Here is a 26360-nt window from a genome sequence, read left to right on the forward strand (position 1 = left end):
GAGCCAAGCACCCTGCCCACCAGCAGGTGGCGAGCCGTGCGGGTCCGACTTGGCATCTGAGCAGCTAGTTCGGCTCTGGCACCCTCCATGGCTCGCCCGAATGGCACCAATGATGGGCAGACCACCTCACAGGCGCGGCACTGAAGACACGAATCCATGATCCCCGCGAAGCTCTCGTCCACCTCAACGACGCCGTCGGCGACGGCCGACATGGCCATCAGGCGGCCCCGCGGCGAAAACGACTCTTTGCCAGTCAATCGGAACGTCGGGCATTCCGGGAGGCATAATCCACAGCGAACACAGGCATTAAGTTCAGCCCCGGTGGGTGCGTGATCGGTCACCCAACCCATCAGATACCACCGGGCAGCCGACCAGGGTTGACCACCCGGCACGGATCGAACCGGCGAATCAGTTCCCGTTGGAGGTCGAGCCCTGGAGGGGGCGTACCCCACGGGTCCATGTCTGAATACAGCCCGGCCGGTCCAGAGACGATCACCAGAGCCCCGCCCTGGGACTCTGCCCAAGCTCTCAGCTCGGCGGCGCCTTCGGCGTCAACACTGGCTGCCTTGATTTCGCCAACGCCGAGCCCGGCCTGATAGCGCCACCCGGACGGCAATCGCTCGATCGCGCTTCGGGTTGAAGCCGGTGGCACCCGCAGCGACCAACCAACAACTCCAGTTGGTTCGGGTTCCCAGGACCAACCGGGAACGACCGTTCCGTCCAGCGCCTCAACCTGGCCGTCCACTTCCGCTTCGGTGCCGCCCAGGTAGACCTTCGCCACCCCATCGGATTCAACCACGGCGGTCGGTCGGTAGGCGGTCGCCAGGGCTCTGTCGCCGTCGGCCACCGAAACGGTGACTTTTGTGGACGGCTCCGGCCACAGCTTCAGGCAGGCCTGGGCGATCACCCCGAGGGATCCATACGAACCGACCGCCAGGCGGGGCAAGTCGAAGCCGGTGACGTTCTTGACCACCCGGCCCCCGGCGCGCACTCGACGCCCATCACCGGTGACGAGATCGACTTCGAGCACCCGGTCCCTGGTGGGTCCATACCGGGCTCGCCGCCACCCGCTAACCCCGGCCGCCATCACACCGCCGATGGTGGCGGCGCCCGGAAGTTCCGGCAACACGGCCATCTGGCCGCGATCGGCCAGCATCTCCTCCAGGTCCGAAACGCGCATTCCAGCCTCGACGGTGACGGTGAAATCTTCCGGCTGCCAGTCGATGAGCCGGTTGAGCTGCGAAGTGGCGATCAGGAGGTCTGGGTCGATTCGACCCCCGATTCCCTGGTGGGTACCACCACCCCAAATGACGGCCTTGAGCTGATGTTCGCTCGCCAGATCAAGAATATGCTCAAGCTCGTCGATGGTTTGTGGGGCGACCATCAGGTCGCACTCAGGAAGTCCACTGTCGGCAACGGCCGGCCGAACATATGAGGCAAACACCGCGGCAATGGTCACAGCCAGGCACCGGTCGGAAGGGGCCGTCCCAGGTCTGCGCAACGGGATCCGGCCGGCAACACCTTTTGTGGATTGAACAATCCATCAGGATCGAACGCCTCTCGCAGCCTTGCCTGAGCATCGAGATCGGCCTCGTTGTAAAGGAGTGGCATGAGGTCTCGCTTCTCGAGTCCGATCCCATGTTCGCCCGACAAGGCACCTCCGGCTTCGATGCAGACTCTGGCGACCTCCTCCATGGCAGCATGCACGATGTCGAGCTGCCCCTCGACCGAGGCGTCAAAGGCGACGAGCGGATGCAGATTGCCGTCACCGGCATGGAAGACATTGAGCATAAGAACATCATGGCGCTCGGCAATCTCGTAGATCTTCTGCATGGTGGCCACCAGTTGCGTCCGAGGAACGACGGTGTCGTGCAAGTAGTAGTCGGGGGCAAGCTGGGCGACCGCTCCGAAGGCTGATTTACGTCCCAGCCAAAGCTTGGCTCGCTCGACCCCATCAGCCGCAACTCGCAGGGACGTGACATGATTCTCGTTGGCTACTTGCTCGACGAGTCGGGCTTCTGCCTCGACCGCCGCGGGATGCCCGGCGACTTCGGCCAGCAAGATCGCCGCGGCATCGGTCGGGAACCCTGCCCCAACGAAATTCTCGACTGCCCTGGTCATCTTCTGGTCCATGATCTCGAGCGCCGCCGGCACCACGCCCCTCGCCACGATGCCAGACGAAGTAGCCACCGCGTCCTCCATCGTTGCGAACCCGGCCAGAATGGTTCGCACGTCGAGTGGGTTCGGAGTCAGCTTCACCAGCGTTCTGGTGATGATGCCGAGGAGACCCTCGGACCCGACGACGACGGACCGCAGGTCGAGGCCGATCGGGTCAGGCGCCGGGCCACCCAGAAGCACGATCTCCCCGTCGGCAGTGACGATCTCGACCGCGAGAACATGACTGGTGGTGGTTCCCTCTGCAAGACAATGCGGACCGCCGGAGTTATTGGCGACGTTGCCACCGATCGTGCAAGCCGACTGGGACGAGGGATCCGGAGCAAAGTGGAACCCGGACGATCTCGTGAGTTTCGACAGGTCAAGGTTGATGACCCCTGGACCCACCCAGGCGGTGCGGTTACCAAGGTCGATTTCGATGTTCTTCATATTGGTTAGCGATACCACGACCGACGGAACGGCCGGAGCCGCTCCGCCGGCCAGTCCGGTCCCTGCGCCACGCGGAACGATCGGCGAACCGTGGCGTTTGGCGGCTATTACGACGTCGGACACTTCCGAGGCAGTTTCGGGAAGGACAACTACGATCACTTCACCCCGCGCCACCCCGCCGTCGGTGCCGTATAGATATCGTTCCAAAGGTTCGGAGAGGACGCGGTCGGGACCCAGAATCTCAACAAGGTCGCCGATCAACGTCATCAGACGGTCTGGTTCGGGCCAGGCTCGGGTTTCGGATATGCGGGGGCAGGCAGACCCCTCATCGGGGCTTGACCGGGTATTTGGGAGTCCCACCCTGTATGACTGTGGCCACATCGGTAGCAACCGTCGTCTGGAGGTCGAGTAGCGCATCCTCCGAATAGAAGCCGGTGTGCGGGGTCAAAATGACGTCGTCACGCCCCACCAGACGGGAGTCCGCCGGCGGTGGCTCAACGGGCAGCACGTCAAGGGCCGCTCCCCCGATTTGGCCGGCTTCCAAGGCGTCGGCGAGGGCGTCGGTATCAACCAGGGGGCCGCGGGCCGTGTTGATCAAGAGAGCATTGTTCTTCATCTTGGCAAATGCCTCGGCGTTGAACATCTTCTCTGTCTCTGGAGTCAACGGAGCATGCACCGAGATGTAGTCCGAGGTTCGCAGAAGTTCGTCAAAATCAACCCTGGTTACATTGAGACGTTCAAAGACCTCGTCAGGTGCGTAGGGGTCGGCAGCCAGGATTTCCAGACCGAACGCTTGCGCCTTCGGAACGATCGTTTGAGGTATGTTGCCAAGCCCGACCAGGCCGAGCTTGTTTCCCCGTAGCCGTGAGATCGGGACTACCGCAGGCATCTCCCAGCGCCCGGTGCTCACGAGTTTGTTCGAGTAAGGAATCTTGCGGGCGAGCGACAGCAACAGGGCCATCGCATGATCCGAGACCTCATCGAGGCAGTAGACCGGGGCATACGTCACCGTAATGCCGGCAGCGGCAGCCGCTCCGAGGTCGATGTTGTCAACGCCAATCCCAAAGCGGCCGATCACCTTGCAATTCTTCAGACCGGCGATGACCTCGGCGGTGATCTTTGCATACGTGACCAGCAGCGCGTCAGCGTCCGCCGCGACGGCGAGAATCCCCTCAAGAGTGGGTGCGGCAGCCATTCTCAGTTCAGCACCGGTTCCGGCAAGCGCCGCCCTGGCTGGATCAAGGCTGGGAAAGACCGTATCGGTAACGGCGACGACAGGTGTGCTCACGATTGCTCCTCGTAGTCGGACATTTGACGGTTCAAGACGACCCGCCCCAAACCACCGGAGATTCGATCGCCGGCGCCATGGATTCCGATAATAGTGAGCGACACACCGGTCGGGGTTCCCGATGGTCGACACATCCGCGATACTCATACCCGTGTTGAGCAAGTGGGCAATCCCGACCGATCGAAACCGCCTGCGAGTGTCGGTGCTCCTCGCCATCGGAGGACTGGCCGTGGGAGTTTGGGCAACAATCGGTGCCACGGCGTCCGTGCCGAGTGTCCTGAGTACCCTGCTGGGCTGGATCACCGGAGCGGTGGCCATCCTGACCGGATGGCTCTGGCTAGCCAGCTACGGTGACCGCTGGCAACTCCCGTTCGCGGTGACTGGCCTGCTAATTGTCCTTGGATCCTTCGGTACCTGGATGATGCTGGAAACCCCGAAGATCCTCCTGTTGGCGCCCTTCTACTCACTCGCGTTGTGGCTGGCGGTCCGTCTCGAGCAAAATCGGATTGAACAGTGGCGAGAGACGCAAAGGCAAAATCGGAATCGAACCTTCTCGCCCGACGAGTTGCGTGATGACCCGCTCGTCGACAGTCGGGAACAAACCCGTCAGAGTGACGCATCAACCCGCTACCCGGCCACCCTACGCGAACTCAAAGCTCGACTCAGGAAGATCGACGGCGACCCGTGGGCCTGAAACGGTCGCGCGTTCGAACCCCTCTTTATCCTTCGACGGTGTCGACCGTGTCCCTCGAAATGACGGCGCGCTTGGCGCGCGGTACCCGGGACGAGGTACGCATTCAAAGCCGCTACTATCTCGCCGCGTGCTGGCACTCAAACACCTGGCGTCCGGAAAAGTCAGGGAGATCTACGAAATCGACGACGAACGACTGTTGTTCGTCGCCACCGACCGCATCTCGGCGTACGACGTCATCCTCGGCGACCCCATCCCCGACAAAGGCCGGGTCCTAACCGGTCTCTCGCTGCACTGGTTTGATCTCCTCGAAACCCCGAACCATCTCATAAGCACCGACCTGAGCGGCATTCCCGGACTAACGGACTCCGATCTCGCCGAACTATCCGGGCGCTCGATGACCGTGCGACGCTGTGAAGTCATTCCCGTCGAATGCGTGGTGCGCGGCTACCTGTACGGATCGTCGTGGCGGGAATATCGCGACGGTGGAGGCCCCACGACCGAACATCTTCCCGCCGGACTGGCCATGGCCGACCAGCTTCCCGAACCCATCTTCACGCCTGCCACGAAAGCCGAGTCCGGCCACGACGAAAACCTCGACGAGGCCGGGGCCCGCGCCGCGCTAGGCAATGACCTTTACGATCGCCTCAGAACAACTTCCATCGAGATCTATCTGACCGCCGCTCGATATGCGGCGGACCGCGGGGTGATCCTCGCCGATACCAAGTTCGAATTCGGATACTCGAACGGGGAACTACTTCTCATCGACGAAGTACTCACACCCGACTCCTCTCGGTATTGGCCGGCCGACGAGTACCAGCCAGGCACGGCGGTTCCCTCCTTCGACAAACAGTACGTCCGCGATTGGCTCGACGCCTCAGGATGGGACCATGCTCCTCCATCACCGCCGTTGCCACCCGAGGTGATTGCCGGGACCCGCGCTCGCTACGTCGAGGCGTTCGAGAAGATCTCTGGTACCTCATTTGATTCGTATTTGAAGGGAACTTGATGGCCGACACCACGACCGTAACCGTCAGCATTCGTCGTCGCCCCAGCATCTCGGACCCCCAAGGCGCCACCGTGGCCCGGGCATTACGAGACCTAGGCCACAACGTATCGGACGTGCGGATCGACAAGACCATCGAACTTCAAGTACCCCCGGGTGATCCCGAATCGATACGCGCCGCAGTCACCGAGATGTGCGAAAAACTCCTTGCCAACCCGGTGATGGAAGATTTCGAAATCGTCATCAATCCATGAAAACGGCTGTCGTCGTTTTCCCCGGCAGCAACTGCGAGCACGACGTCGTCTACGCACTGGAAGCACTCGGCGGCTCAGCCGACCTCGTCTGGCATCGTGACACCGATCTGTCCGGTTACGACAGCGTCGTGCTTCCCGGCGGGTTCGCCCACGGCGACTATCTGCGTACCGGGGCAATCGCTCGCTTCTCCCCCGTGATGGCCGAAGTCAACCGACTCGCCGCTTCCGGTGCCCCGGTGCTTGGCATCTGCAACGGTTTTCAAATCCTGTGCGAGGCCGGTCTCCTTCCGGGTGTGCTTCTTCAGAACCGGGATCTCAAGTTCGTTTGCAAGCCAATCCATCTGAGAGTCGAGTCGACCAACTCCATCCTCACGAGAGCAGCTCAAGTTGGTGATGTGCTTGAGATCCCTCTCAACTCCTATGAAGGAAACTTCACCGCCGCACCGGACGAGCTTGCCTCGCTCGAATCGGCCGGACAGGTTCCACTTCGCTATTCGGATGCGTCGGGAAACGTCGACGAGATCAACAATCCGAACGGGTCAACAAACAACATTGCGGCGGTTTCAAGTGGAAACGTCGCCGGCATCATGCCGCACCCGGAACGGGCGATCGAATTGATCCTCGGCTCGGCGGACGGTCGGATCCTGCTCGAATCATTCCTGCAGTCAAAGGTTTCGTCCCATGTCTGAGACGCTGCCGATCCACCAGGCACTTGGGATGACGGACGATGAGTATGCCGACGTGTGTGACATTTTGGGCCGCCGACCGACCGAAGCCGAACTGGCCATGTACTCGGTGATGTGGTCGGAACACTGCTCTTACAAGTCGTCGAGAGCTTTCCTCGGCCGGTTCCCCACCACTGCGCCCTGGGTGGTTGTAGGGCCGGGCGAAAACGCCGGAGTCGTCGACCTTGGCGACGGTTGGCTGGCGGCACTGCGGATCGAGTCACACAACCATCCGTCTTTCGTGGAGCCGTACCAGGGCGCCGCCACCGGAGTGGGAGGGATCCTCCGGGATATCTTCACGATGGGGGCCCGACCGATTGCCCTATGGGATCAGATTCGATTCGGACCACTCGACGACCCCCACAACCGCTACCTACTGGCCGGAGTCGTTGCCGGCGTGGCTGGATACGGTAATGCGGTCGGCGTACCGACCGTTGGCGGTGAAGTGGCATTCGAAGAGTGCTACTCGGGTAATCCGCTCGTCAACGTCATGTGCCTCGGCATCATGCGCAAAGAACAGCTCGTCCTCGGAACTGCCGGAACTCCCGGCACCATCGCGGTGTTGCTCGGCTCGAGTACCGGTCGTGATGGCATCGGCGGAGCCTCGGTTCTGGCCTCGGCATCGTTCGATGCCGGTTCAGACACCAAGCGCCCCACGGTTCAAGTAGGTGACCCATTCGAAGAGAAGAAGCTGATTGAAGCCTGCCTGGAACTGTATGACCGGGCCCTGGTGGTCGGGGTCCAGGACCTTGGAGCAGCCGGGTTGTCATGTGCCACATCCGAACCGGCTGCCAGGGCCGGCACCGGCATGGACGTGGATCTCGGCAGGGTTCACGTCCGCGAAATCGGCATGAGCGCCGCCGAACTCCTCATGTCCGAATCTCAAGAGCGGATGATGGCCTTTGTGGATCCAGTGAACGTCGACGAGGTGCTGGCGGTCGCCACCAAATGGGAGATCGACGCCTCCGTAGTAGGAACTGTCACGGCCGGGGACACTCTGCGGATCTCCTACAACGACCAGGTAGTCGCCGAGATGCCTGCGGCATCTCTATCCGAAGCAGCCCCGATTCTCCGACGCGACTCGGCAGAGCCCCACTGGCTCGAGGGCCTGTGGGCCAACACCCTTGAATACCGGGAAACCCCCGACATCATGGGTTGCCTGCTTGAGGTTCTCGCCGACCCCTCAATCGGTGACCCCTCATGGGTATATGAGCAATACGATCACCAATTGTTCCTCAATACGGTCGTCGGCCCCGGAGAGAACGGATCGCTCCTGCGAATCAAAGGAACCGAAAAGGCTCTGGCCGTCTCGACCGACGGAAACGGCCGCCAGTGTTACCTCGACCCCCAGCGAGGCGGTGCCAACCTGGTATGGGAAGCCGCCCTGAATGTCGCCATGCTCGGAGCCAAGCCCATGGCCGTCGTCGACAACCTCAACTTCGGCAACCCCGAAAAACCCGAGGTCATGTGGCAATTCATTGAGACCGTCGAAGGAATGTCCCTGGCCTGTGAAGCGCTCGGGGTTCCGGTCGTCGGTGGCAACGTATCGTTCTACAACGAAACCGACGAGGTCGACATCTACCCGACGCCGATTGTCGGGATGCTCGGGCTGGCCGATCCCGCGCCACGGTCGGTCCCCCGCCTTGACCGTGCCGAGGAGGGTATGGCCATCTGGATGTTCGGTCCGCAAGATTCTCAAAACCTGGCGGGGAGCGCCTTCGAAAAGATCATCAAAGGTCACGTCGGGGGCCGACCAACGAGCTCCGACCCCACGATTGGCAAAGCTGTCATCGAACTGGCGGTCGCCCTCGCCCAACAGGAACTGGTGCCCGTCATGCACGACATTTCAGATGGTGGGATAGCCGTAACCCTCTCTGAAGTATGTATTGCTTCGGGGGTTGGCGCTCACGTGGCCTACTCAAATTGGACCGGCCTCTTCGCCGAGGCGCCTCATGGCTTCATTGCCGCAGTCCCTGACAACCACGCCGGAGCCATTCGGGCCCTCGCCGATGACCTGGGGGTTCCCGTCAAGGAACTCGGTACGTTTGGTGGCGACCACATCAGCTTCGACGACACCCAGGGCGGGGTCACCAGCATCCCGCTCTCCGAAGCGGGCGCCGCCTGGTCTGGCGCTATCCGTTCACGAATGGGCTGAGCCCACTCAACGTATGCCCCACCGCACCTGGAAGGCCAACAATAACACGATGAGCGCCAACCCCACGGCGATGAGGGCGACGGACCTCGGGACGGAGGGCCGCTTCAACCGACGGACCGGATCCGAGGTCTCATATGCGGGACGCCCACAATCGGGGCACGAGGTTCCTCCGACAGGATGGTCGCAGACAAAGCAGTACCGCACGATCCCAGCATACGCACCGACGAGCGGCAAGTAACATGGGTGCCTCGTGACCATCGATGATCTTTCCGAGCCGGGCGAAGAGTGCGGCGTGTTCGGGGTGTACGCCCCGGGCCAACAAGCATCGCAGCTGACCTACTTCGGCCTATTCGCTCTCCAGCACCGCGGCCAAGAAAGCGCCGGAATGGCCGTGTCGAACGGCGAGACCACCATGATCTCCAAAGACATGGGGCTGGTCACCCAGGTATTCGACGAACAGACCCTCGCCGCCCTCGACGGCCACCTGGCCATCGGACACACCCGATATTCGACAACCGGATCAACCGTCTGGAACAACGCGCAGCCCACCTACCGGCAGGTCGGCGAATCGGCGGTGGCACTGGCACACAATGGGAACCTGACCAACACACTTCAGTTGGCCGAGGACCTTCAACTGGCCAACGTAACCGATTCCGAACTCATGCTCGAAGCCATCTCCCGGGAGGTCGACTCCACCCGCTCGGATGGCAACGGATTGGCCCATGCCGTACTGAAGTGTGCCCCAATGTTCGAAGGTGCTTTTTCCCTCACAATCATGGACCAGGGCAATCTGGTCGCTCTGAGAGATTCCCATGGATTCCGGCCGCTATGCCTCGGCAGCCTGGGTGACAATGGTTGGGTCGTGGCGTCGGAAACCGCCGCTCTTGACATTCTCGGCGCCGAGTTCATCAGAGAGATCGAGCCGGGCGAAATGATCGTCATCAACGCGTCCGGCCTCAAGAGCTACCGACCGTTCGCAACCACGCCCGAGCCGAAGCTCTGCGTGTTCGAATTCGTGTACTTCGCTCGACCGGACAGCCATTTGCTCGGACGAAACATCCATGCGTCGCGTCAAGAAATGGGACGACTGCTCGCCACCGAATCACCCGTCGAAGCCGACGTCGTCGTCCCGGTCCCGGAATCAGGAATCCCGGCCGCCCAGGGCTTCGCGGAAGTGAGCCGGATCCATTACGCCGATGGGCTCATCAAAAACCGCTACGTCGGTCGCACGTTCATCGAACCGTCTCAGATGCTGCGCGATCGTGGCATCCGAATGAAACTCAACCCGATTCCCGCCACCTTGAACGGTCAACGTGTGGTCCTCGTCGACGACTCGATCGTACGGGGAAGCACTACCCGGCAACTCGTCACGATGGTCCGGGAGGCGGGCGCATCAGAGATTCATCTCCGCATCTCGTCGCCGCCCTATCGCTGGCCATGTTTCTACGGCATGGACACGTCAGATCGATCGCGGCTGCTGGCGGCAGAACGAAGCGTCGACGAGATTCGCGAGTTCCTTGAGGTTGACTCATTGGCGTATCTGAGCATCGACGGCCTCATGGCTGCCTCGGGGGGCGGGAGCTTCTGCAACGCCTGCCTGACCGGTGAGTACCCGACCGACGTGTCGGCTGAGGCCGGCAAGTTCGTTCTCGAGATCTCCTGATGGACTCCTACAAAAACGCCGGGGTCGACGTTGAGGCGGCCGACAAGTACGTAGGGACCATCGCCGAAGCCGTCACCTCGAGCTGGGGCGCAAACGTGGTCGGCGGATTCGGTGGGTTCGCCGCCGGAATCACCCTGCCACCTGGCTTCACTAATCCGGTGCTCATGATGTCAACCGACGGGGTCGGAACGAAGCTCGAAATCGCCAGACTAATGAGCGATTATTCCTCGGTGGGGATAGATCTGGTCGCCATGTGTGTCGATGATCTCGCCGCAGTCGGGGCGAGAGCCATCGCTTTTACCGACTACATCGCCGTTGGCAGACTCGATCCTTCTCGCGAGCGAACCATCGTCGAGTCCGTCGCTCAAGCCTGTGCTTCCATCGACTGCGCGCTCCTTGGCGGCGAAACCGCCGAACACCCCGGGATGGTTGAAACTCACCATGTCGACCTGGCCGGAGCGGCGCTGGGGATCGTCGAGGCCGGCCAGGAAATCACCGGTCACGAGATCCGGCCGGGCGATCACATCATCGGGATCGCCAGTCCCAACGTTCGGTCGAACGGGTTTTCGCTGATTCGAAAGGTCGTTGACGATCTCCACGAGACGTTGCCTGGCACCGACCGGCCCATCGGCAGCGTCTTGCTGGAGCCATCGGTTATCTACACGCCTGCCGTGCTCGCTTTGGCCGAGGCGGAATTGGCGACCGGGTTTGCACATGTGACCGGCGGAGGGTTGCCAGGCAATGCCGGCCGACCGTTGCCCGCCGGACTCGGCGCCCGGATTGATACCAGCACGTGGCAACCACCGGCTGTGTTCGGCTGGCTGGCCGAGAAGGGTGGCATTTCGAACGAGAATATGTTTGGCACGTTCAACATGGGCATCGGATTTGTGGTCATCACCCGCCCCGACCGCGCCGCCTCCGTCTACGACGCTCTGTCAGAATACGGCCACTCCGCGTATGGAATCGGTACCATCGCCGAAACCAGTGAACTTGTACGATTTTTTTGAGAAACTTGCCTCAATGAATGGAAACTGGGAAATGTTGGCGCTAGAAAAGAGCGGTCGGCTTGTCCCTGGCGGGGTCTTTTGACCTCATAGCCGACAGCGGGAGGTCACCGTTAGGTGGCCTCCCCTCATTAAGGGTCGGAAGGCTTGCGGACCGCCGCCTCGACCACGGTAAGCGCCCCCAGGAGCATGGCCGCCACCGCCAGCCAATCCCCCCACCGGGAAAATAACGTCGGACCGGCTGTACGAATCCGTACCGTACCCGTGAGAATTGTTTTCTCGAAAAGTCCGGTCGGCGCGCCAAGAACGCCACCCTGCGTGATGAGGACAGACGACCCTGTCACGGCACCATGAATAACATCTACGCCATTCTCAGCTGCCCGCATCCGGCTCATGTCCATGAGTTGGGCGGCGGCCGTCGACCGCCCATAACTGGCCTCATTTGACGCAACGACCAACACACTCGCCCCAAGGGCGGTGGCGTCGCGGCTGTACCGGGCAAAGGCAGCCTCATAGGAGATCACCGTACCGATCGAGCCGAAGTCGACGACAAATAAGCCCGGTTGCACGCCTCGCACCATGTCCCGAGGAACCCTCGACAAAAGGGAAAGGCGGCCAATCACGGATCGGAAAGGGATGTACTCGCCGAAGGGGACCGGATGGCGCTTGCGATACTCTCCCACCAGGTCTCCCGAGCGGTTGTACAACAAGTTCGAGTTGATGAACGTGCCTGGCGTGTCGGCCCGGTCACCACCAACCATCAGGTAGGACCCCAACCGTTCGGCTTCGTCGGAGAGCAATTGGGCCACCTCGGAGGATTGAAGCGGGTCGAACCCGAAGCCGGTAGACGATTCTGGCCAAAGCACCAGGTCGTATGTGTCAGCCGCCAACGTGCGGGTCAATTCCAAATGACTCTCAAAGATCAAGCCCCGCTCGTTGGCACATCGCATGCCAGGGCACGGTGAGTTTCCTTGCACGATGGCCACCCTGATTTCGGGTCCCATTGGACCAGATGGGTATATGGCGCCGAGCGCCGCCAGAAGCGCCGCCAGCCCGAGGGATACCAGCAACGGTCGGTAGTCACGCCGAACGAGATAGAGGGCCACTCCGGTAGAAACGCCCACGGCGACAACCGAAAGACCCGAGGTGCCTACCCACTGGGCTCCTGAACGCAACCAGGTCCATTCGCCGATCGAGTACCCCGGTGCCCCCCAGCTAATGCCCCCGAAGGGAATCCGCTCCCTGGAAAACTCCATGGCCGTCCAGGTCCCCACCACCATGATCGCTACTGCCTTGACCGGCTTGTCCTTGATCAGCCACACCACGAGCATGGCTGAGCCATAAAAGAGTCCCTGCAACAATCCAAGACCGATCGCAGCTTCGTTGGCGAGGTTGGTCAGCCACTCCATCACGACCGATGTCAGGACTACGCCAAAAACCAACCCGGCCGCGAAAGCGTCGCCGGCCCGCTCGGCCCGCAAGACGCCGATCAGCAGGACCGCCACCCCAACCACCATCAGCAAGGGGTTGCTGATAGGAGCGAAGCCTGCACTTGCGCACAGGGCTCCGACGACTGCAAACAAGATGGGACGGATCACCGGAGGATTCTACGGCTCATCTGAACGGGGCGATGCCTACAGTGTTGTCATGCACGACATCGACTTCGCCATGGACCTTGCTCGCGCCGCTGGCAAGGTTGTGCAGGATTGGTCGTTGGCAGCAGGCGATACCCACTTCAAAGGAGCGGTCAATCCGGTTACGGCCGCCGACCGAGCTGCCGAGCGCCTCATGATCGAGATGATCGAGCGTGGCCGACCGTCTGACGGCGTCGTCGGAGAGGAGGGTGGACTCCGGCCCGGAGAGCGGACCTGGAGCCTCGACCCGATCGATGGCACCGTCAATTTTCTTCACGGCATCCCCCATGTAGCTGTTTCGGTTGGGTTGATCGATGGCGACGGCCCGCTCGTCGGTGTGGTCCTCGATGTCTTCAAGAAGGAAATGTTCACTGCCATCCGGGGTGGCGGATCGGAACTCGACGGATCGGCCATCTCCGTGTCCAGGGCAACGGACCTGTCCGCAAGTCTTGTGGCCACCGGCTTTCCATATGATCGCCAGGAACGATCCGACGAGTACGGCCGGGCGTTAGCAGCCGGCCTTCACAACTGCCAGGGGGTCCGGCGGAATGGATCAGCCGCACTCGATCTGGCCTGGGTGGCCGTCGGTAGGTTCGACGCCTATTGGGAGTTTCAGGTACAACCGTGGGACATGGCCGCCGGCGTCCTTCTCGTTACCGAAGCTGGAGGTATCGTCACCGACGTCCGCGGTCAACCGATTGACGTGACCAAACCCTCTTCGATCCTGGCCTCGAATGAGCACGTCCACCGACCCATGCTCGACATGCTGGGGCCGGTAATACCAACCGGTTATTGATCCCACTCGAAGTGCTCCGCGATGTGCGGTTTTCCCTCAATCCAGGTGGATACGACCTCGGCGGAGCGCAGTTCGTCGGGAGTGGCTGTCATTGGATCGACATCGACCAACGTGAAGTCTGCCCGGGACCCAACCGCCAATGGGGTGGGTTCGCGAAGAGCCAGCGAGACCCCCTCGGTAAACAATCCGAGCGCGGCTCTGGCGTCGAGCGACTCAGACGGCACCAGACCGGCTCTGTCGCGGGCCACCGCCATACCGGCGAGTGGAAAGGGTGGCTCCACCGGGCAGTCCGATCCACCAGCCAACGGGATTCCGGCGTCTTGCATCGTCTTGAAGCGATAGGTCGTGTCGACTCGATCACCAAGCCGGGTCGCAAGCCATTCTGTTTCCGAAGCCAGAAAGGCGGGCTGCACGGAGGCCACCGCCCCGGTTGAGGCCAACTCTTCGACGTCATCGTCGGTGAGTATCGAGGCGTGTTCAATCCGGAGGCGTTCGGCTTCTACGCCAGCCTCCCGGAGTTCACCGAAGTAGCCAATCACGTCACGGCAGGCGGCATCGCCGATCGCGTGCAAGGCAACGGAGCCGCCAAGCGCCAAAGATCTTTCGGCAATCGGTCCGATTCTGTCGAGATCAAAACGGTTGGTACCTGTCTCGTGAGGCCAATCCGCATAGGGGCGTCGGAGAGCGGCTGTGTGTCCACCAAGGCTGCCGTCGGTGAAGTCCTTCATTCCGAGAAAGCTCACCCGCCTTCCGGCGTTCGACAGCCGCTCGGCCGCCGCCTCCAACTCGTCGGCGGTGGCGGCATGCACCAGTACGGACAGGTGAAGGGGTAGATCTCTCGCAATGTCCATGAGTAGATCAAGCTCGTTCGACACGCCACAGAAGCTGACCGTCGAAATGATGGCGCCGAGGCGGGTGAGTCCGGCTCCAACCAGTCCCGATAGCCCGCTCAGCACCTGATCCGGCGTCAAGGAAGCTGACCGGCCCCCCAGCACATCTCCCACGATCGACACCGCTGTCTCACGCAAGATCCCATTGGGCCTGCCCTCCTCGTCACGATCGAGCGACCCCCCGATCGGATCTGCCGTGTCGGGACCCACTCGGGCAGCATCAAGGCCAGCTGTGTTGGCCACCGCGATGTGGCCGCAGTATCGATACAGGAACAGCGGCCGAACGGGCATCATCGCATCCAATTCGAGCCTGGTTGGCAGTCGGCCTTCTGCCAAGCCGTCGTCGTTGAGCCGTGTCCCGATCAGTGGCTCGTCGGGGGCGAGATCCGCAGCGGCCGCCCGAACTTTGGCTCGCAGTTCGTCGAAGTTCCCGCAGCGCGCCACATTGAGCCGGTTGATGGCTGCCGTGAACCCCAACGGATGGAAGTGGGCGTCACCCAGGCCGGCCACCAGAGTCGTCCCGGGATACCGATCAACCGTCAGACCCCTGGTGTCGAAGCTCGTGGATTGACCAACCCCGACAACCCGACCGCCGGACACAAGAACGGCATCATGGGGGGTGCCTGCGACTCGATCCACCACCAGGAGGGTCCCGCTACCCCCGGACATCAGCGCAACTGGGCAAGCATCGACCAGTCGGCATCGAGCGCCAGATGGAATTCGATGTCGTGACTGGCATGGTCCTCGAACGGGGTCAATGCCTCCTCGAGGTGGTCGGCGTTTCGGCCGTAAAAATGCAGGATTCGGAGGTTGAGTCCGGTCTCTCGCGCCACCAGTATCACTCCGTCTGGAAGCGCATCAACAATGGCATCTTCGATCGCGGCTAGCCGTTCGGCCTCTGCTTCAGACGGCATTCCGAGTCCGGTCACCTCGGTGAGGGCAATTCGGATTTCGACGTGGATACCGTGCGTCAGATGTTCGATATGTTTGGCGGCGACATTCAACGCCACCACCACCGGCTCTTTGGGGCTCGGGCCCTTTTGGAATACAACCCACTCGTCTCTGGTGACGGTCGGCTCGTATTGGGCGATGGCTCCCGGCAAGTCCGTGAGATACATGCTGTGACCCGGGTCTTGATCGACGGTATCGATGATCCCGATCCACCTCTCGGTGGCGTCTTCGCCGAGTGCGGTGTCCAGCAGGATCATCGCCAACTCCGTGAGGTCTGCGTCGTCATACGATTCGGCGCCCGGTATGTACATCGTCACGTCGAGTTGTTCGTATTCTTCGTCAACCTCGGTGGCAACGCGGACCAGGCTCGGATCGATCACCGTGTCACCGAACTCGAACGGGGTGAGTGGCTGGGCAATCCTGGCCGCCGCATAGACGAACCGGTCATCGTCAACCGGCGCCCACACCATGGCCGTCTCGGTCAGAACACGGAGCATCCGGCTCCCCCCTCCCGAGATGGCCAGGCAGAACGTACCGTCGTCGAGCGGTGTGAGTTGCCAGTCCAGGTTGAGATGTAACTCGTGAACTTTGTCCGACAGAACCTCGGCGATGTCGGAGTCCTGGCCCTCAATGGCCGCCAACAGGCTTGCCCTGCCGACATCGCTCCACCAAGCCCAGAACTCTTGAATACCTTCTTCGAACACGAATCCTCCGAGATCGTCTCCGCCACACTAGAGGTCGCCGGCGATAGTCGACCCAACTGAGAGCCTCAACCGGTCTGTGTCAAGCTAACCTTCCCCGGATGTTGTTTGACTACACAACCGTCACCGCCCGGTCAATCGAAGCGGCCCTCGATGCCGCCCTGGCGAAGGCTGACGGCTTCATCGCTGAAATGGTCAATTGCGAGGACGCCCGAACCTTCGCAAACACGCTCGAACCGGCGGAACGAGCTGCCCAAACCGTCGCCATCGCCTATGGACAGGGCCCCTTTCTGGGCGAAACGTCGCCCGACGAAGAAGTCAGGACCGCAGCCAGGGCGCTTGAGGAGAAGCTCGCCAAGTGGGGTGTCGATCTCGTGTTCCGGGAGGATGTGTATCAGGCAATTGCCGAATATGCAGCTACAGACGAGGCCGCTTCCCTCGTCGGCGAGTCTGCCCGACTCCTGGAGTTCACGCTGCGCGACTTTCGGATGGCCGGCCATGAACTGGCGATGGACGATCGTGAAAAGCTGAAGGAACTCAACGAGCGCCTGGTCGAGTTGAGTATCGCTTTCTCCACCAACATCGCCGAATACGAGGACTATCTCGTGGTCACGCGTGCCGACCTTGACGGCTTGCCTGACTCGTACATCGAGGGTCTGAAGCCCGGCGAGAAAGCAAATACGTTTTGCGTCTCGATGGCCTACCCCGATGTCGTCCCCTTCATTGAGAACGTCAAAAACCGCGACCTGCGCGAGGCACTCCAAAAGAAGTTCAGCAACCGGGCGGCAGAAGCCAATCGTCCGGTGATCCAGGAAGCCGTGGAGATCCGCCAACAGATTGCAGACATCTTCGGAGTGGACTCGTGGGCCCACCACTCAATGCAGCTCAAGATGGCCGAAACACCGGAGGCCGTCTTCGAGTTCTACGACTCGATCGTTCCGGGTCTGACAACCCAGGCCCGAGCCGAGATCGAACGAATGGCTGCCCTACTTCATGCCGACACCGGGGCCGATGAGCTTGAATTATGGGATTGGCGCTACTACGACACCGTCCTGAAACGGGACGAGTTCGGAGTGGACAACCAGAGGGTCTCCGAATACCTGTCACTCAACCGGGTCGTGAAGGGCATGTTCGACCTCACCTCCGAAATGTTCGGAGTCACGTACACCGAGATAACCCCTGCCAACGCCTGGCACGAAGATGTCACCCTGTGGCAGGTCACCGAGGCCGACTCCGGCCACACAATCGGCCACTTCTACATGGATTTGTTTCCCCGCGAAGGAAAGTTTTCACACGCGGCAGCCTGGCCGTTGGTACCCGCCCACCGCGGTCCAGATGGGTACGTGAAGCCCGTCAGCGCCATTGTCGCCAACTTCCCGAAACCGTCCCCGGACAGGCCATCACTACTCCAGCACGGTGACGCGGTGACGCTATTTCATGAATTCGGCCACATCCTTCATATGACCTTTTCAAAAGCCGAACTCCTCAGATTCTCCGGGGCGAGCACTGAATGGGACTTTGTCGAGGCGCCCTCGCAGATCATGGAGCACTGGTGCTGGGAGCCCGACATCCTGCGACGCTTCGCAACTCACCACGAGACCAATGAAGTCATGCCGGATGAGCTCCTCGGACAACTTGCTGCTTCGCGGTACCTCAACGAAAGCCTCGCCAAGCTTCGCCAGGTCACCTACGGAATGCTCGACATGTACCTTCACGGACCGGGGCGTCCGTATTCGTTGGACGAGGCCCTCCGCAAGGCAAACGAGTTCAGCCTGCTCCCCCATCCCGAGGGAACCTTCTTCCTTGGTTCCTTCGGACACATGTTTGGCTACGACGCCGGCTACTACGGATACTTGTGGGCCGAGGTGTTCGGGGACGATATGTTCTCACGATTCGTTGCCGACGGCATAGACAATCCGGCAGTAGGGATGGACTATCGCAACCTGGTGTTGGCGCCCAATGGCACCAAAGATGCCATCGTCCTCGTCCGGCAATTTCTCGGTCGCGAACCATCAAGCGAACCCTTCCTCACAAAGCTCGGAATCGAGCAGGACACTCCCTAAGACCACCGATGGACGCGAATGAGGCCCCGGAGGGAGGGATCCGGGACCTCATTCTTGTTGGCTGGGCCTCGGCTGGACTCAGCGTTTGTAGCGTCAGGTTAGGGTAGCGGTAACGATTCGGAGGAATCGCCTGACGCATCGGTTACGGTTTAGATCGCTCCGTCGATGGGTATCCGGCCACGGACCCTCGGGAACTTGACGGGAGCATGAGCAAAACAGAATTCCCGACGGTTGTATTTGGACAGCTTCGTTACACAACCCGAATCCGCACAGATACGGGTCATCTCGATCGTTTTTGACGGCCGCACCCCACCTTGGATTCGGCGGCCTTTAAGTGTTGTATCACTCATCGTTTGCTCCTTTCGGAGGTGTCTACGAGTCAACGTCACCGACACCCGATCTATTTCACAATCGGCGCTTTTCAGTCCGCCATCGAGTGACCGAAACGCTGACTCCTTAACGTTTATACGTACTACTTGACCGTTTGGTTTCCTATTTCCCAAAGATTCTTTGAGGCGAATGGAATCTTGACCCCTCCCCCGGTGGGGTGGTAGAATGGCTCCGATGAAGGAACAGCACAAGAAGGACGCACTCAATCGTTTGAAGACGGTTCGTGGTCACCTTGAGAGCGTGATCCGAATGGTCGAGGAAGAGCGATACTGCCCCGATGTGATGAAACAAGTTTCAGCACTTCAGGGTTCGCTTGAACGCGTCAACCGTGTGTTGCTCCAAAACCATCTCGAGACATGCGTGACTCATGCCATCAGTGAGGGGCGCACCGCCGAGATCGTAGAAGAACTCATGGAAACCATGCGGTACACGGCCGCCGTCACTGGCCCTGCAAACCCAACGGAGTAGAACATGAATACCACCACCCTTTCCGTCCCAACAATCTCGTGCGGACACTGCAAGTCCTCCATCGAAGGAGCGGTCAACGAACTTGCCGGCGTTGACAAAGTCGAAGTCCATATCGAGGAACGCACCGTAGATCTCTCCTTCGACGATTCGCTGGCGCTGGACGCCATCATCGAAGCGATCGAAGAGCAGGGTTACGACGTAGCCCGATAGCTCGAAACAAGGAACCCATACCATGTCCAAAGAGTTGACGTTCGAAGTCGATGGAATGACCTGCGCCTCGTGCGCAATGCGGATCGAACGCGTCCTCTCAAAACGAGATGACGTCTCCGAGGCCATCGTGAACTACGCCGGTGGCGAAGCCAGGGTCGCCTTCGACGACGACGTTGACGAAGCCGAACTGGTGGCAGCCGTTCAGAAGATCGGCTACGACATGCGCCCGGCCACCGACGATCGGCAATCGCAGTCGGAAAAGTATTCCGAGGAAGCGCGGGCCCAGTGGCGACGGTTCCTGGGAGCGGCGGCCCTAACCGTCCCGGCCATTCTGCTTGCCATGGCCAATATGGAGTCGACGGCATCGCATATCGCTCAATGGGCGTTGGTGACCCCGGTCGAATTCTGGTTCGGATGGCAATTCCATGAGGCCGCCGCCAAACGCCTGAAGGCAAAGGGAGCCAATATGGACACCCTCGTGTCTCTTGGCACCCTGGCCGCCTACTTCTATTCGGTGTGGGCATTCTTTGCCAACCAACCGGTGTTCTTCGAAACGGCCGGCGCCATCGTCAGCTTCATCCTGCTCGGCCGCTACTTCGAAGCCCGCGCCAAGGGTCGCGCCAGTCGAGCGATAACGAAGCTTCTCGAATTAGGGGCGAAGGAAGCGACGGTTATTCGTAACGGCGAGACGATGGTCGTTTCGATAAGTGACGTGGTGCCTGGCGACCTCATGAAGGTAATGCCAGGCTCGAAAATACCGACCGACGGAACGATCTCCGAAGGAGCCACCTCGGTCGACGAGTCCATGCTTACAGGTGAGTCGACGCCGGTCGACAAATCAATCGGAGACTCCGTGTTCGGTGCCACCATCAATCAACAGGGTGTCATTGTCGTCCAGGCAACGAATGTCGGGACGAGAACCGCCTTGCACCAGATCGTCAAACTGGTCGAGGATGCCCAGGCCTCCAAGGCGCCCGTTCAAAGACTCGCCGACCGGGTGTCGGGCGTGTTCGTTCCGATCGTTCTCCTTCTCAGCCTTATCACCTTGATTGCCTGGTCGTTGTCCGACGTCGGATCCGTTACTGCAATCCAGCGCGCCATTGCGGTAGTCATCATTGCCTGCCCGTGCGCCCTCGGCCTCGCAACGCCTACCGCCATCATGGTGGGGTCAGGTCGAGGAGCCGAACTGGGGATCGTCTTCAAGGGGGCTGACATTTTCGAACGGGCACGCTCGATCGACGTGGTCTTGTTCGACAAGACCGGAACGTTGACGAGGGGGGCCATGACGCTGACCGAGTTCGTCACCGTGAATGGCCAGGACGACCAATTTCTCGAAAGAGTCGCCGGGGTCGAGTCAGGTTCAGAGCATCCGGTGGCGCGCGCCATCCAGCTCGGAGTCGAAGAACGCGATCTCAATGCCAGAGCCGCCACCAATCACGTTGCCATCCCCGGACGTGGCATCACGGCCCTGGTGGACGGAGTGACGGTCACGGTCGGCAAAGCCAAACTGCTCGCCGACGAGGGCCTCATCATCGCGCAGATGCTCCTCGACGCCATCGAGGAGTACGAATCCAAAGGCCAAACTGCTTTTCTGGCGGGCTGGAACGGTGAAGCGATGGGGGCGCTGGCGGTAGCTGACTCGATCAGATCGACTTCCCGGGAGGCCGTCAAAGGACTCCAGGATCTGGGGGTCCAGGTGGCCATGATCACCGGAGACAACCATCGAACCGCCGCCGCCATCGCTGCGCAGCTCGGAATCGATCGCGTTCTGGCGGACGTAATGCCAGGCGAGAAAGCCAACGAAGTCGCCCGGCTCCAGGCCGAGGGTCTACAGGTCGCCTTTGTCGGCGACGGTGTCAACGATGCGCCAGCCCTCACCCAGGCCGACCTTGGCATGGCCGTGGGGACCGGAGTCGATATCGCGATCGAAGCGGGCGACGTCATCCTCATGTCAGGAGATCCGCTTTTGGTGGAAATCTCACTGGATCTTGCCAGGAAGACGTTCCGGACCATCCAACAGAACCTTTTCTGGGCATTCTTCTATAACGTTGCCATGATCCCCTTGGCGGCCTTCGGGTTCCTCGGACCCATGCTGGCCTCGGCGGCGATGGCCTCCTCCTCTGTCTCAGTCGTAACAAACAGTCTCAGGCTCAAGCGCTACCGATCCAATCCCCGTAACTAGCCGGCGGGGTCGGTACGCTTCGGCGTAGACATGGCCACCACGATCCAGCAAGACCCGTTCGTCGCCGTCGACGAACGGGGCGACATCGAAATCGACCTCACGGACGCCTCAGCTGACCCATTCGGCCCGGGGTCCTCTGAGAGAAGCAAACGGGACCTTATCCCACCTGGTCACTGGTACGAGTTTGTTTGGCCCACTCTGCCAGTTCGAGCCTGGTTATATGCCCTCATAGCCGCAGCCAGTCTGATCACCCTGATCGCGTTGACCAATGGCCTGACAGGCGAGCCCACGTGCGTCGACTGTGACACCGTGCAACGCGTAGGGATTAGTCGGTCTTTGACCACCGACGCCTATGCAATCCGATTCGCCTCATGCGAGAACGAAGCCATTCGCCGTGTTTCGGTACGCGACGCCGCCAGTGGAACCGTATATTGGTCGGCAACGGCATCACCCCCACTAGCCACCGATAGCGTGGTCATCGGTCAGGCGACCGGAGCCATGGTCGAAACGGTTCCGTTGTCAGCCCCACTACCGACTGGAGAGCTTGTCGCCGTGGTCGAAGCCGACAGCACGCATGTGTTGTCCTTCAGGACCGCCAACGTTCGGCCCAACAAGGTGTACTGGGACGGCCTGCTCTGGTCGTCCAGCGGCTTCAAAGACGTCGTTCGGGCTACCGGAGGATGTGCCGACTGGATCGGTCCACTCGGCAGCTCCGGGGGATCAGCCATTCAATGGGGCATCCTCTTGGGAGCCCTCGGAATCGCCGGACTGGCCGCCACCCGCTTAGGTCGCGAAGAGCAGATTGGATTCGACCCGGTCGATTAAAAGGCGCGTGGCAACGCCAGGAATACAAATCCGTGAGTGAATGACATCGCCGGAGCGACAGTCGAAGCTAGCGCTTGCGCTTGTGGCGGTTGGCCTTAATGCGCTTGCGGTACTTATGCTTCGACATCTTTTTGCGTCGCTTCTTGACCAGCGAGCCCATCGAAATACCTCAATCGTTACGTGTTAGTGCGCCGAAGAACGTGGCGGGGAAGTAGCTTGCCTTGTTCGGCGCAAACAAGCAAACTCAGCGCATGAAGAAACCGATCATCGGGATCACCAGCAGGCCATTTAGGGTCACCGCATCGATTGGCGATCGAACCGTTCACGGCATGATCGCCGACTACTGCGACGGGGTCCTTGATGCCGGCGGTATCCCGGTGATGGTGCCCCAACAGAACCCGGAACACGTGTCCACCGCCGTGCGACTCCTCGATGGCTTGGTATTTACCGGGGGAGGCGACATCAACCCGATCCGCTACGGCTATCGGGAAGGTCCTGAAACACCGATCACGCGTGGCGTCGACGACCAACGCGACAACTGGGAGCTGGCGCTGGCTCGCTCTGCCCGGGATCGGCGAATACCAACTCTGGCCATCTGCCGGGGAGCTCAACTTATCAACGTCGCCTTCGGTGGCACCCTTTGGGTAGATCTGGCGTCTCAATATGCCCACAGCGAGGTTCACGACGTCACGGACGGTAGAGCGTTCGACGGACACCAATCCGTCAGCATCGAGCCCGGTTCCCTGCTGAGTCAGATCATCGGTTCAGAAACCGTCGTCAATTCGATTCACCACCAGGCGGTCAAGACCATCGCACCCGGCTTCTGTGCGGTCGCCTGGGCAAACGACGGCGTCATCGAAGCGATCGAGCCGGACGACTCGACGTGGGATCTGACGGCGGTTCAGTGGCATCCCGAGTATCTCCAGAACGGAAAGGCTCTGTTCCAGTGGGTCGTAGAAGCCGCTAGTGCGCGATCAGACCATCAATAGCGATTCCCAATTCGCATACCTCGCCCTGATCGGCCATGGCCATCCGCATCAACTTGGCGACCTCGCCGACGTGCTCGGGCTTGACCACGGCCAGGATCGTTGGTCCCGCCCCGCTCCAGGCAGCATGAGCAGCCCCTCCGCGGCGGGCAGCCGCCATGAGTTCGACTGCTCGTTCGTGCAGAATGGCGCGCGGCTGTTCATGTAACTCATCCCCTCCCGCCATCCGGAGCGTCTCAGCATTCCCGCTTCGCAGCCCATCAACCAGGGCCACCAATCTTCCCGAGCTACGAACAACGACCGACCGGCTCACCTGAGGACTGAGTACCGATCTGGCTTTTGATGTCGCCAGCTCGTAATCAGGAATAGCGACCACTATCCGCCAGTCGGCATGGACCGACAACCTGATCGGGTTGCCTGAAGCATTGACGGCTACCAGCCCTCCGAACACCGCGGCGGCAGCATTGTCACCGTGGCCCTCGAATTCATGAACCAGTTCGAAAACCCTCTGAACGTCAAAGGATCCATGGTGCTCCATAAGAGCCGCAGCTGCGCCGGCCGCCCTGGCCGCCGAAGATGATCCCAGACCACGCGCCAGCGGCACGTCGTTGTCGACCACCAGCCGCATGGGATTCGACTCCCCCACCGCTGCCTGGGCGGCCACGAGCACAGCGTCGGGATGTCCGGCCGGGAGCCGTTCCTTCCCAACGTGCTCAACCGACCAAGTATCCGCCTTGAAGGCCGATACCCGGCAACGCAACTCAAGAGCCAGCCCGATCATGTCGAAGCCAGGTCCAAGGTTCCCCGACGAGGCGGGTGCAGATACTTCAGTCACGATGACTCTCCAGTTCCACGAAAATGTTGTTGGCCTCCGGCAGCACCTCGCGTATGGCCGCTTCAACGCGATCAATGGCACGTTCGACGTCATCGTCTATCAGTCCATCGACCAAATCGACGTCAATGTTCACGAGAATCTCATCGGGCCCCATGTGCATCGTCAAAAGCCGGCCAACACTCTCGACCTGGGGAACGGCCAAAATCCGCAGACGCATTGAAGCCCGATCCGACCGACTGGCGGCTTCGCCAATCAGGAGAGCCTTCGTTTCGACTGCCAGAAGCCACGCCACCGCCCCAAGGAGCGCTCCGATCGCCAGTGAAGCAATCCCATCCCAAATGGCATTACCGGTCCACATACTCAGTCCAATCCCAACAAACGCCAGAAGAAGACCGGTCATGGCCGCGGAGTCTTCCAGCAGTATCACCAGGGTGGAGGTGTCTTTGGTACCCCGGACGGAACGCCATGCCGATCGAGTACCACGCTCCTTGTTGAAATGCCTGAGAGCTACCGAAAACACCGCCCCCTCCGTGACCATGGCGATGCCGAGCACCACGAAGTTCATCGTCGGATTAGTGAGCTCGTGAGGATGTCGGATCGCCTCGATCCCGTGACGAACCGCCAGCACGGACCCTCCTACGAACAGCATCACAGCAACCATGAACGACCAGAAGTAGATTTCCTTACCACGCCCGAACGGGTGGGCCGGGGTGGGCGCCACCTTGGCCCGACCCATTCCCCACAGCAGCAGCGCCTGATTTCCGACATCAGCCACCGAGTGGTAGCCCTCGGACAACATTGCCGCGCTGCCGGTCATGATCGCGACCGTGATCTTGGCTACCGCGATGAGGCCGTTCCCGGCGAGCGCGGCGATGACCGTCGTCTTCGAACCTTCTGATGCCATCCCTAGATCTCCAATTCCCGGGTCTCATCATGCCGGACCTCGCCACCTACTCTGGTTCGATCGGCGTCCCAGTTCAAGATGATCTCCGAAGGCATACCCACTTCGACACCCTGGGAGATGAGCAATGAACCGGTCGGGGCGCCCGATCGCCGCCGCACGGCCGCCAACGCTACCGCGGCAGAACCGGTCGCCGGATCCTCGAAAACTCCGTGCCCCGGCGCGAAAAAGCGCAACCGGACCCCTTCATCACTTTCCGCCCAGAGCGTCAACATTTTACCGTGAGGATGGGTCGCCAGAACCGATTCGACCGGCCGATATGCCGCGACCGCTTCGGCGGACCGCATCTCGACCACCGTGTACGGGAGGGGCATCGCTACGGAGAAGGCACTGACGACACCGGGCAGCCCCAGGCCATCGAGGCGGTCTTCTGTCAACCCGGTGGCTGGCTGGCGACCGGGAGCACCAATGGTGGCGGCGGTCGCACCTGGCTCGACGTCAATGGCTCCTATCTCGCATGTGACCCGGGACAGCGACTGCGACGAGAGGCGGTGAATCAGCCAGGCAGCCCCGACGAGAGGATGCCCCGCAAAGGGCAACTCGGAAGCCGGGGTAAAGATCCGACAATGGGGCACATCGCCCGCAGTGTCAATGAAGACAGTCTCGGAGAAGGCGAGCTCGGCGGCGATCGATTGCATCATCGCCGTATCCAACCCCGTCAGGTCGACGATCGCCCCGAGATGGTTACCGCCCTCGTCGCCTCGGGTGAATACCCGTAGGACGTAACACTGTCGCAAAAGTAACCTCCGGTCTCGAACACGATACTCTGGCTAACACATGGATATCCTCGGAATTGATTCTCTATTCGCAGAACTGACTGTCGGCCTCGGGTTGGCCATGGCAGGCGGCAACGCGTGGGCCATTATCCAGAACGCCCGCGGGCGCGGTCCGGACGGTGCGGAGGGCACCTATCGGGCCGGGCGAGCCTGGTTCTTCGTCGTCGTCGGAACGATCATGACCATTTGGGGAATCCTCTCGCTTATTCAGTCGTAGCCGCCGTGCGCGCCGCGACTACGACTATCCTTGATGACACAAATGCGGGTGTAGTTCAGTGGCAGAACACGAGCTTCCCAAGCTC

At 61.0% G+C, this 26360-nt stretch carries 26 protein-coding genes; 14 read left to right on the top strand and 12 right to left on the bottom strand.

Features of this window, described 5'->3' with window-relative positions; translation table 11 throughout:
- The 4 genes from JJE47_01460 to JJE47_01475 form a co-directional block, all read right to left on the bottom strand.
- Positions 1-350 (bottom strand): (Fe-S)-binding protein (locus JJE47_01460; protein ID MBK5266079.1); only part of this gene is annotated, 350 nt, incomplete at its 3' end.
- Positions 350-1459, bottom strand: a complete 1110-nt coding sequence (locus tag JJE47_01465; protein ID MBK5266080.1) for an FAD-binding oxidoreductase — start codon at positions 1457-1459, stop codon at positions 350-352. The genes JJE47_01460 and JJE47_01465, both read right to left, overlap by 1 nt.
- Positions 1456-2871: an FAD-binding protein gene (locus JJE47_01470; protein ID MBK5266081.1), complete on the bottom strand. Its 1416-nt coding sequence runs from the start codon at positions 2869-2871 to the stop codon at positions 1456-1458. The genes JJE47_01465 and JJE47_01470 overlap by 4 nt, the downstream gene beginning before the upstream one ends.
- 58 nt (positions 2872-2929) lie before the next feature.
- Positions 2930-3892 carry a C-terminal binding protein gene (locus JJE47_01475; GenBank protein ID MBK5266082.1) on the bottom strand — a complete coding sequence of 321 codons (963 nt, stop codon included), beginning with the start codon at positions 3890-3892 and terminating at the stop codon, positions 2930-2932.
- Positions 3893-4464: 572 nt separating this feature from the next.
- Between JJE47_01475 and JJE47_01480 the strand changes: the two genes are divergently transcribed.
- The 6 genes from JJE47_01480 (at position 4465) to JJE47_01505 (ending at position 11393) form a co-directional block, all read left to right on the top strand.
- Positions 4465-5592 carry a phosphoribosylaminoimidazolesuccinocarboxamide synthase gene (locus JJE47_01480; GenBank protein MBK5266083.1) on the top strand — a complete coding sequence of 376 codons (1128 nt, stop codon included), beginning with the start codon at positions 4465-4467 and terminating at the stop codon, positions 5590-5592.
- Positions 5592-5843: a phosphoribosylformylglycinamidine synthase subunit PurS gene (gene purS / locus JJE47_01485; protein MBK5266084.1), complete on the top strand. Its 252-nt coding sequence runs from the start codon at positions 5592-5594 to the stop codon at positions 5841-5843. Before JJE47_01480 ends, purS begins: the two co-directional genes overlap by 1 nt.
- Entirely contained in the window at positions 5840-6532 is a 693-nt protein-coding gene (gene purQ / locus JJE47_01490; protein MBK5266085.1) for a phosphoribosylformylglycinamidine synthase subunit PurQ, read from the top strand. Before purS ends, purQ begins: the two co-directional genes overlap by 4 nt.
- Entirely contained in the window at positions 6525-8723 is a 2199-nt protein-coding gene (gene purL, locus JJE47_01495) for a phosphoribosylformylglycinamidine synthase subunit PurL (protein ID MBK5266086.1), read from the top strand. Before purQ ends, purL begins: the two co-directional genes overlap by 8 nt.
- A 250-nt stretch (positions 8724-8973) precedes the next feature.
- Positions 8974-10386: an amidophosphoribosyltransferase gene (gene purF, locus JJE47_01500; protein MBK5266087.1), complete on the top strand. Its 1413-nt coding sequence runs from the start codon at positions 8974-8976 to the stop codon at positions 10384-10386.
- Positions 10386-11393, top strand: a complete 1008-nt coding sequence (locus tag JJE47_01505) for a phosphoribosylformylglycinamidine cyclo-ligase (protein MBK5266088.1) — start codon at positions 10386-10388, stop codon at positions 11391-11393. The genes purF and JJE47_01505 overlap by 1 nt, the downstream gene beginning before the upstream one ends.
- Before the next feature lie 128 nt (positions 11394-11521).
- Here JJE47_01505 and lnt read toward each other — a convergent pair whose 3' ends face one another.
- Positions 11522-12988, bottom strand: a complete 1467-nt coding sequence (lnt, locus tag JJE47_01510; GenBank protein MBK5266089.1) for an apolipoprotein N-acyltransferase — start codon at positions 12986-12988, stop codon at positions 11522-11524.
- Between the two features lie 49 nt (positions 12989-13037).
- Between lnt and JJE47_01515 the strand changes: the two genes are divergently transcribed.
- The gene (locus tag JJE47_01515; GenBank protein ID MBK5266090.1) at positions 13038-13820 is read left to right on the top strand and encodes an inositol monophosphatase; all 783 of its coding nucleotides are present in this window, start codon (positions 13038-13040) and stop codon (positions 13818-13820) included.
- Here JJE47_01515 and JJE47_01520 read toward each other — a convergent pair.
- Together JJE47_01520 and JJE47_01525 are read right to left on the bottom strand one after the other, a co-directional pair.
- Complete coding sequence (locus tag JJE47_01520) at positions 13814-15379, bottom strand: amidohydrolase family protein (GenBank protein MBK5266091.1); 1566 nt, start codon at positions 15377-15379, stop codon at positions 13814-13816. The genes JJE47_01515 and JJE47_01520 overlap by 7 nt on opposite strands.
- Positions 15379-16365, bottom strand: coding sequence for a DUF695 domain-containing protein (locus JJE47_01525; GenBank protein MBK5266092.1), 987 nt, complete (start codon positions 16363-16365; stop codon positions 15379-15381). Before JJE47_01525 ends, JJE47_01520 begins: the two co-directional genes overlap by 1 nt.
- Before the next feature lie 98 nt (positions 16366-16463).
- Here JJE47_01525 and JJE47_01530 point away from each other — a divergent pair, with 98 nt between their 5' ends.
- A complete protein-coding gene (locus JJE47_01530) occupies positions 16464-18425 on the top strand; it encodes a Zn-dependent oligopeptidase (protein MBK5266093.1) in 1962 nt (653 codons plus the stop codon).
- A gap of 149 nt (positions 18426-18574) precedes the next feature.
- Here JJE47_01530 and JJE47_01535 read toward each other — a convergent pair whose 3' ends face one another.
- Entirely contained in the window at positions 18575-18775 is a 201-nt protein-coding gene (locus JJE47_01535) for a hypothetical protein (protein ID MBK5266094.1), read from the bottom strand.
- Between the two features lie 205 nt (positions 18776-18980).
- Here JJE47_01535 and JJE47_01540 point away from each other — a divergent pair, with 205 nt between their 5' ends.
- The 4 genes from JJE47_01540 to JJE47_01555 are packed head-to-tail and all read left to right on the top strand — an operon-like array spanning position 18981 to position 22500.
- A complete protein-coding gene (locus JJE47_01540; protein MBK5266095.1) occupies positions 18981-19283 on the top strand; it encodes a metal-sensitive transcriptional regulator in 303 nt (100 codons plus the stop codon).
- A gap of 3 nt (positions 19284-19286) precedes the next feature.
- The gene (locus JJE47_01545; protein MBK5266096.1) at positions 19287-19493 is read left to right on the top strand and encodes a heavy-metal-associated domain-containing protein; all 207 of its coding nucleotides are present in this window, start codon (positions 19287-19289) and stop codon (positions 19491-19493) included.
- 22 nt (positions 19494-19515) lie between these two features.
- Positions 19516-21675: a copper-translocating P-type ATPase gene (locus tag JJE47_01550; protein MBK5266097.1), complete on the top strand. Its 2160-nt coding sequence runs from the start codon at positions 19516-19518 to the stop codon at positions 21673-21675.
- Positions 21676-21705: 30 nt separating this feature from the next.
- On the top strand, positions 21706-22500 hold the full coding sequence (locus tag JJE47_01555) for a hypothetical protein (protein ID MBK5266098.1): 795 nt from the start codon (positions 21706-21708) through the stop codon (positions 22498-22500).
- Between the two features lie 67 nt (positions 22501-22567).
- Here the strand turns inward: JJE47_01555 and JJE47_01560 are convergent, their stop codons facing one another.
- Positions 22568-22660, bottom strand: a complete 93-nt coding sequence (locus JJE47_01560; GenBank protein MBK5266099.1) for an AURKAIP1/COX24 domain-containing protein — start codon at positions 22658-22660, stop codon at positions 22568-22570.
- 91 nt (positions 22661-22751) lie between these two features.
- Between JJE47_01560 and JJE47_01565 the strand changes: the two genes are divergently transcribed.
- Positions 22752-23489 carry a gamma-glutamyl-gamma-aminobutyrate hydrolase family protein gene (locus JJE47_01565; protein MBK5266100.1) on the top strand — a complete coding sequence of 246 codons (738 nt, stop codon included), beginning with the start codon at positions 22752-22754 and terminating at the stop codon, positions 23487-23489.
- Here the strand turns inward: JJE47_01565 and thrB are convergent.
- Genes thrB through JJE47_01580 form a run of 3 tightly spaced genes read right to left on the bottom strand, consistent with a single transcriptional unit; the run spans position 23464 to position 26019 of the window.
- Positions 23464-24321 (bottom strand): homoserine kinase, encoded by an 858-nt coding sequence (gene thrB / locus JJE47_01570; protein MBK5266101.1) that lies wholly within the window; start codon positions 24319-24321, stop codon positions 23464-23466. The two genes, JJE47_01565 and thrB, sit on opposite strands and share 26 nt — an antisense overlap.
- Positions 24314-25225: a cation diffusion facilitator family transporter gene (locus tag JJE47_01575; GenBank protein MBK5266102.1), complete on the bottom strand. Its 912-nt coding sequence runs from the start codon at positions 25223-25225 to the stop codon at positions 24314-24316. Before JJE47_01575 ends, thrB begins: the two co-directional genes overlap by 8 nt.
- Positions 25226-25227: 2 nt before the next feature.
- The gene (locus JJE47_01580) at positions 25228-26019 is read right to left on the bottom strand and encodes a PhzF family phenazine biosynthesis protein (protein ID MBK5266103.1); all 792 of its coding nucleotides are present in this window, start codon (positions 26017-26019) and stop codon (positions 25228-25230) included.
- 40 nt (positions 26020-26059) lie between these two features.
- On the opposite strand from JJE47_01580, the gene JJE47_01585 reads away from it, so the two are divergent.
- Positions 26060-26275 (top strand): hypothetical protein, encoded by a 216-nt coding sequence (locus JJE47_01585; protein ID MBK5266104.1) that lies wholly within the window; start codon positions 26060-26062, stop codon positions 26273-26275.
- Positions 26276-26360: the final 85 nt, after the last annotated feature.

It is taken from the genome of Acidimicrobiia bacterium, assembly GCA_016650365.1.
Taxonomy (GTDB): domain Bacteria; phylum Actinomycetota; class Acidimicrobiia; order Spongiisociales; family JAENVV01; genus JAENVV01.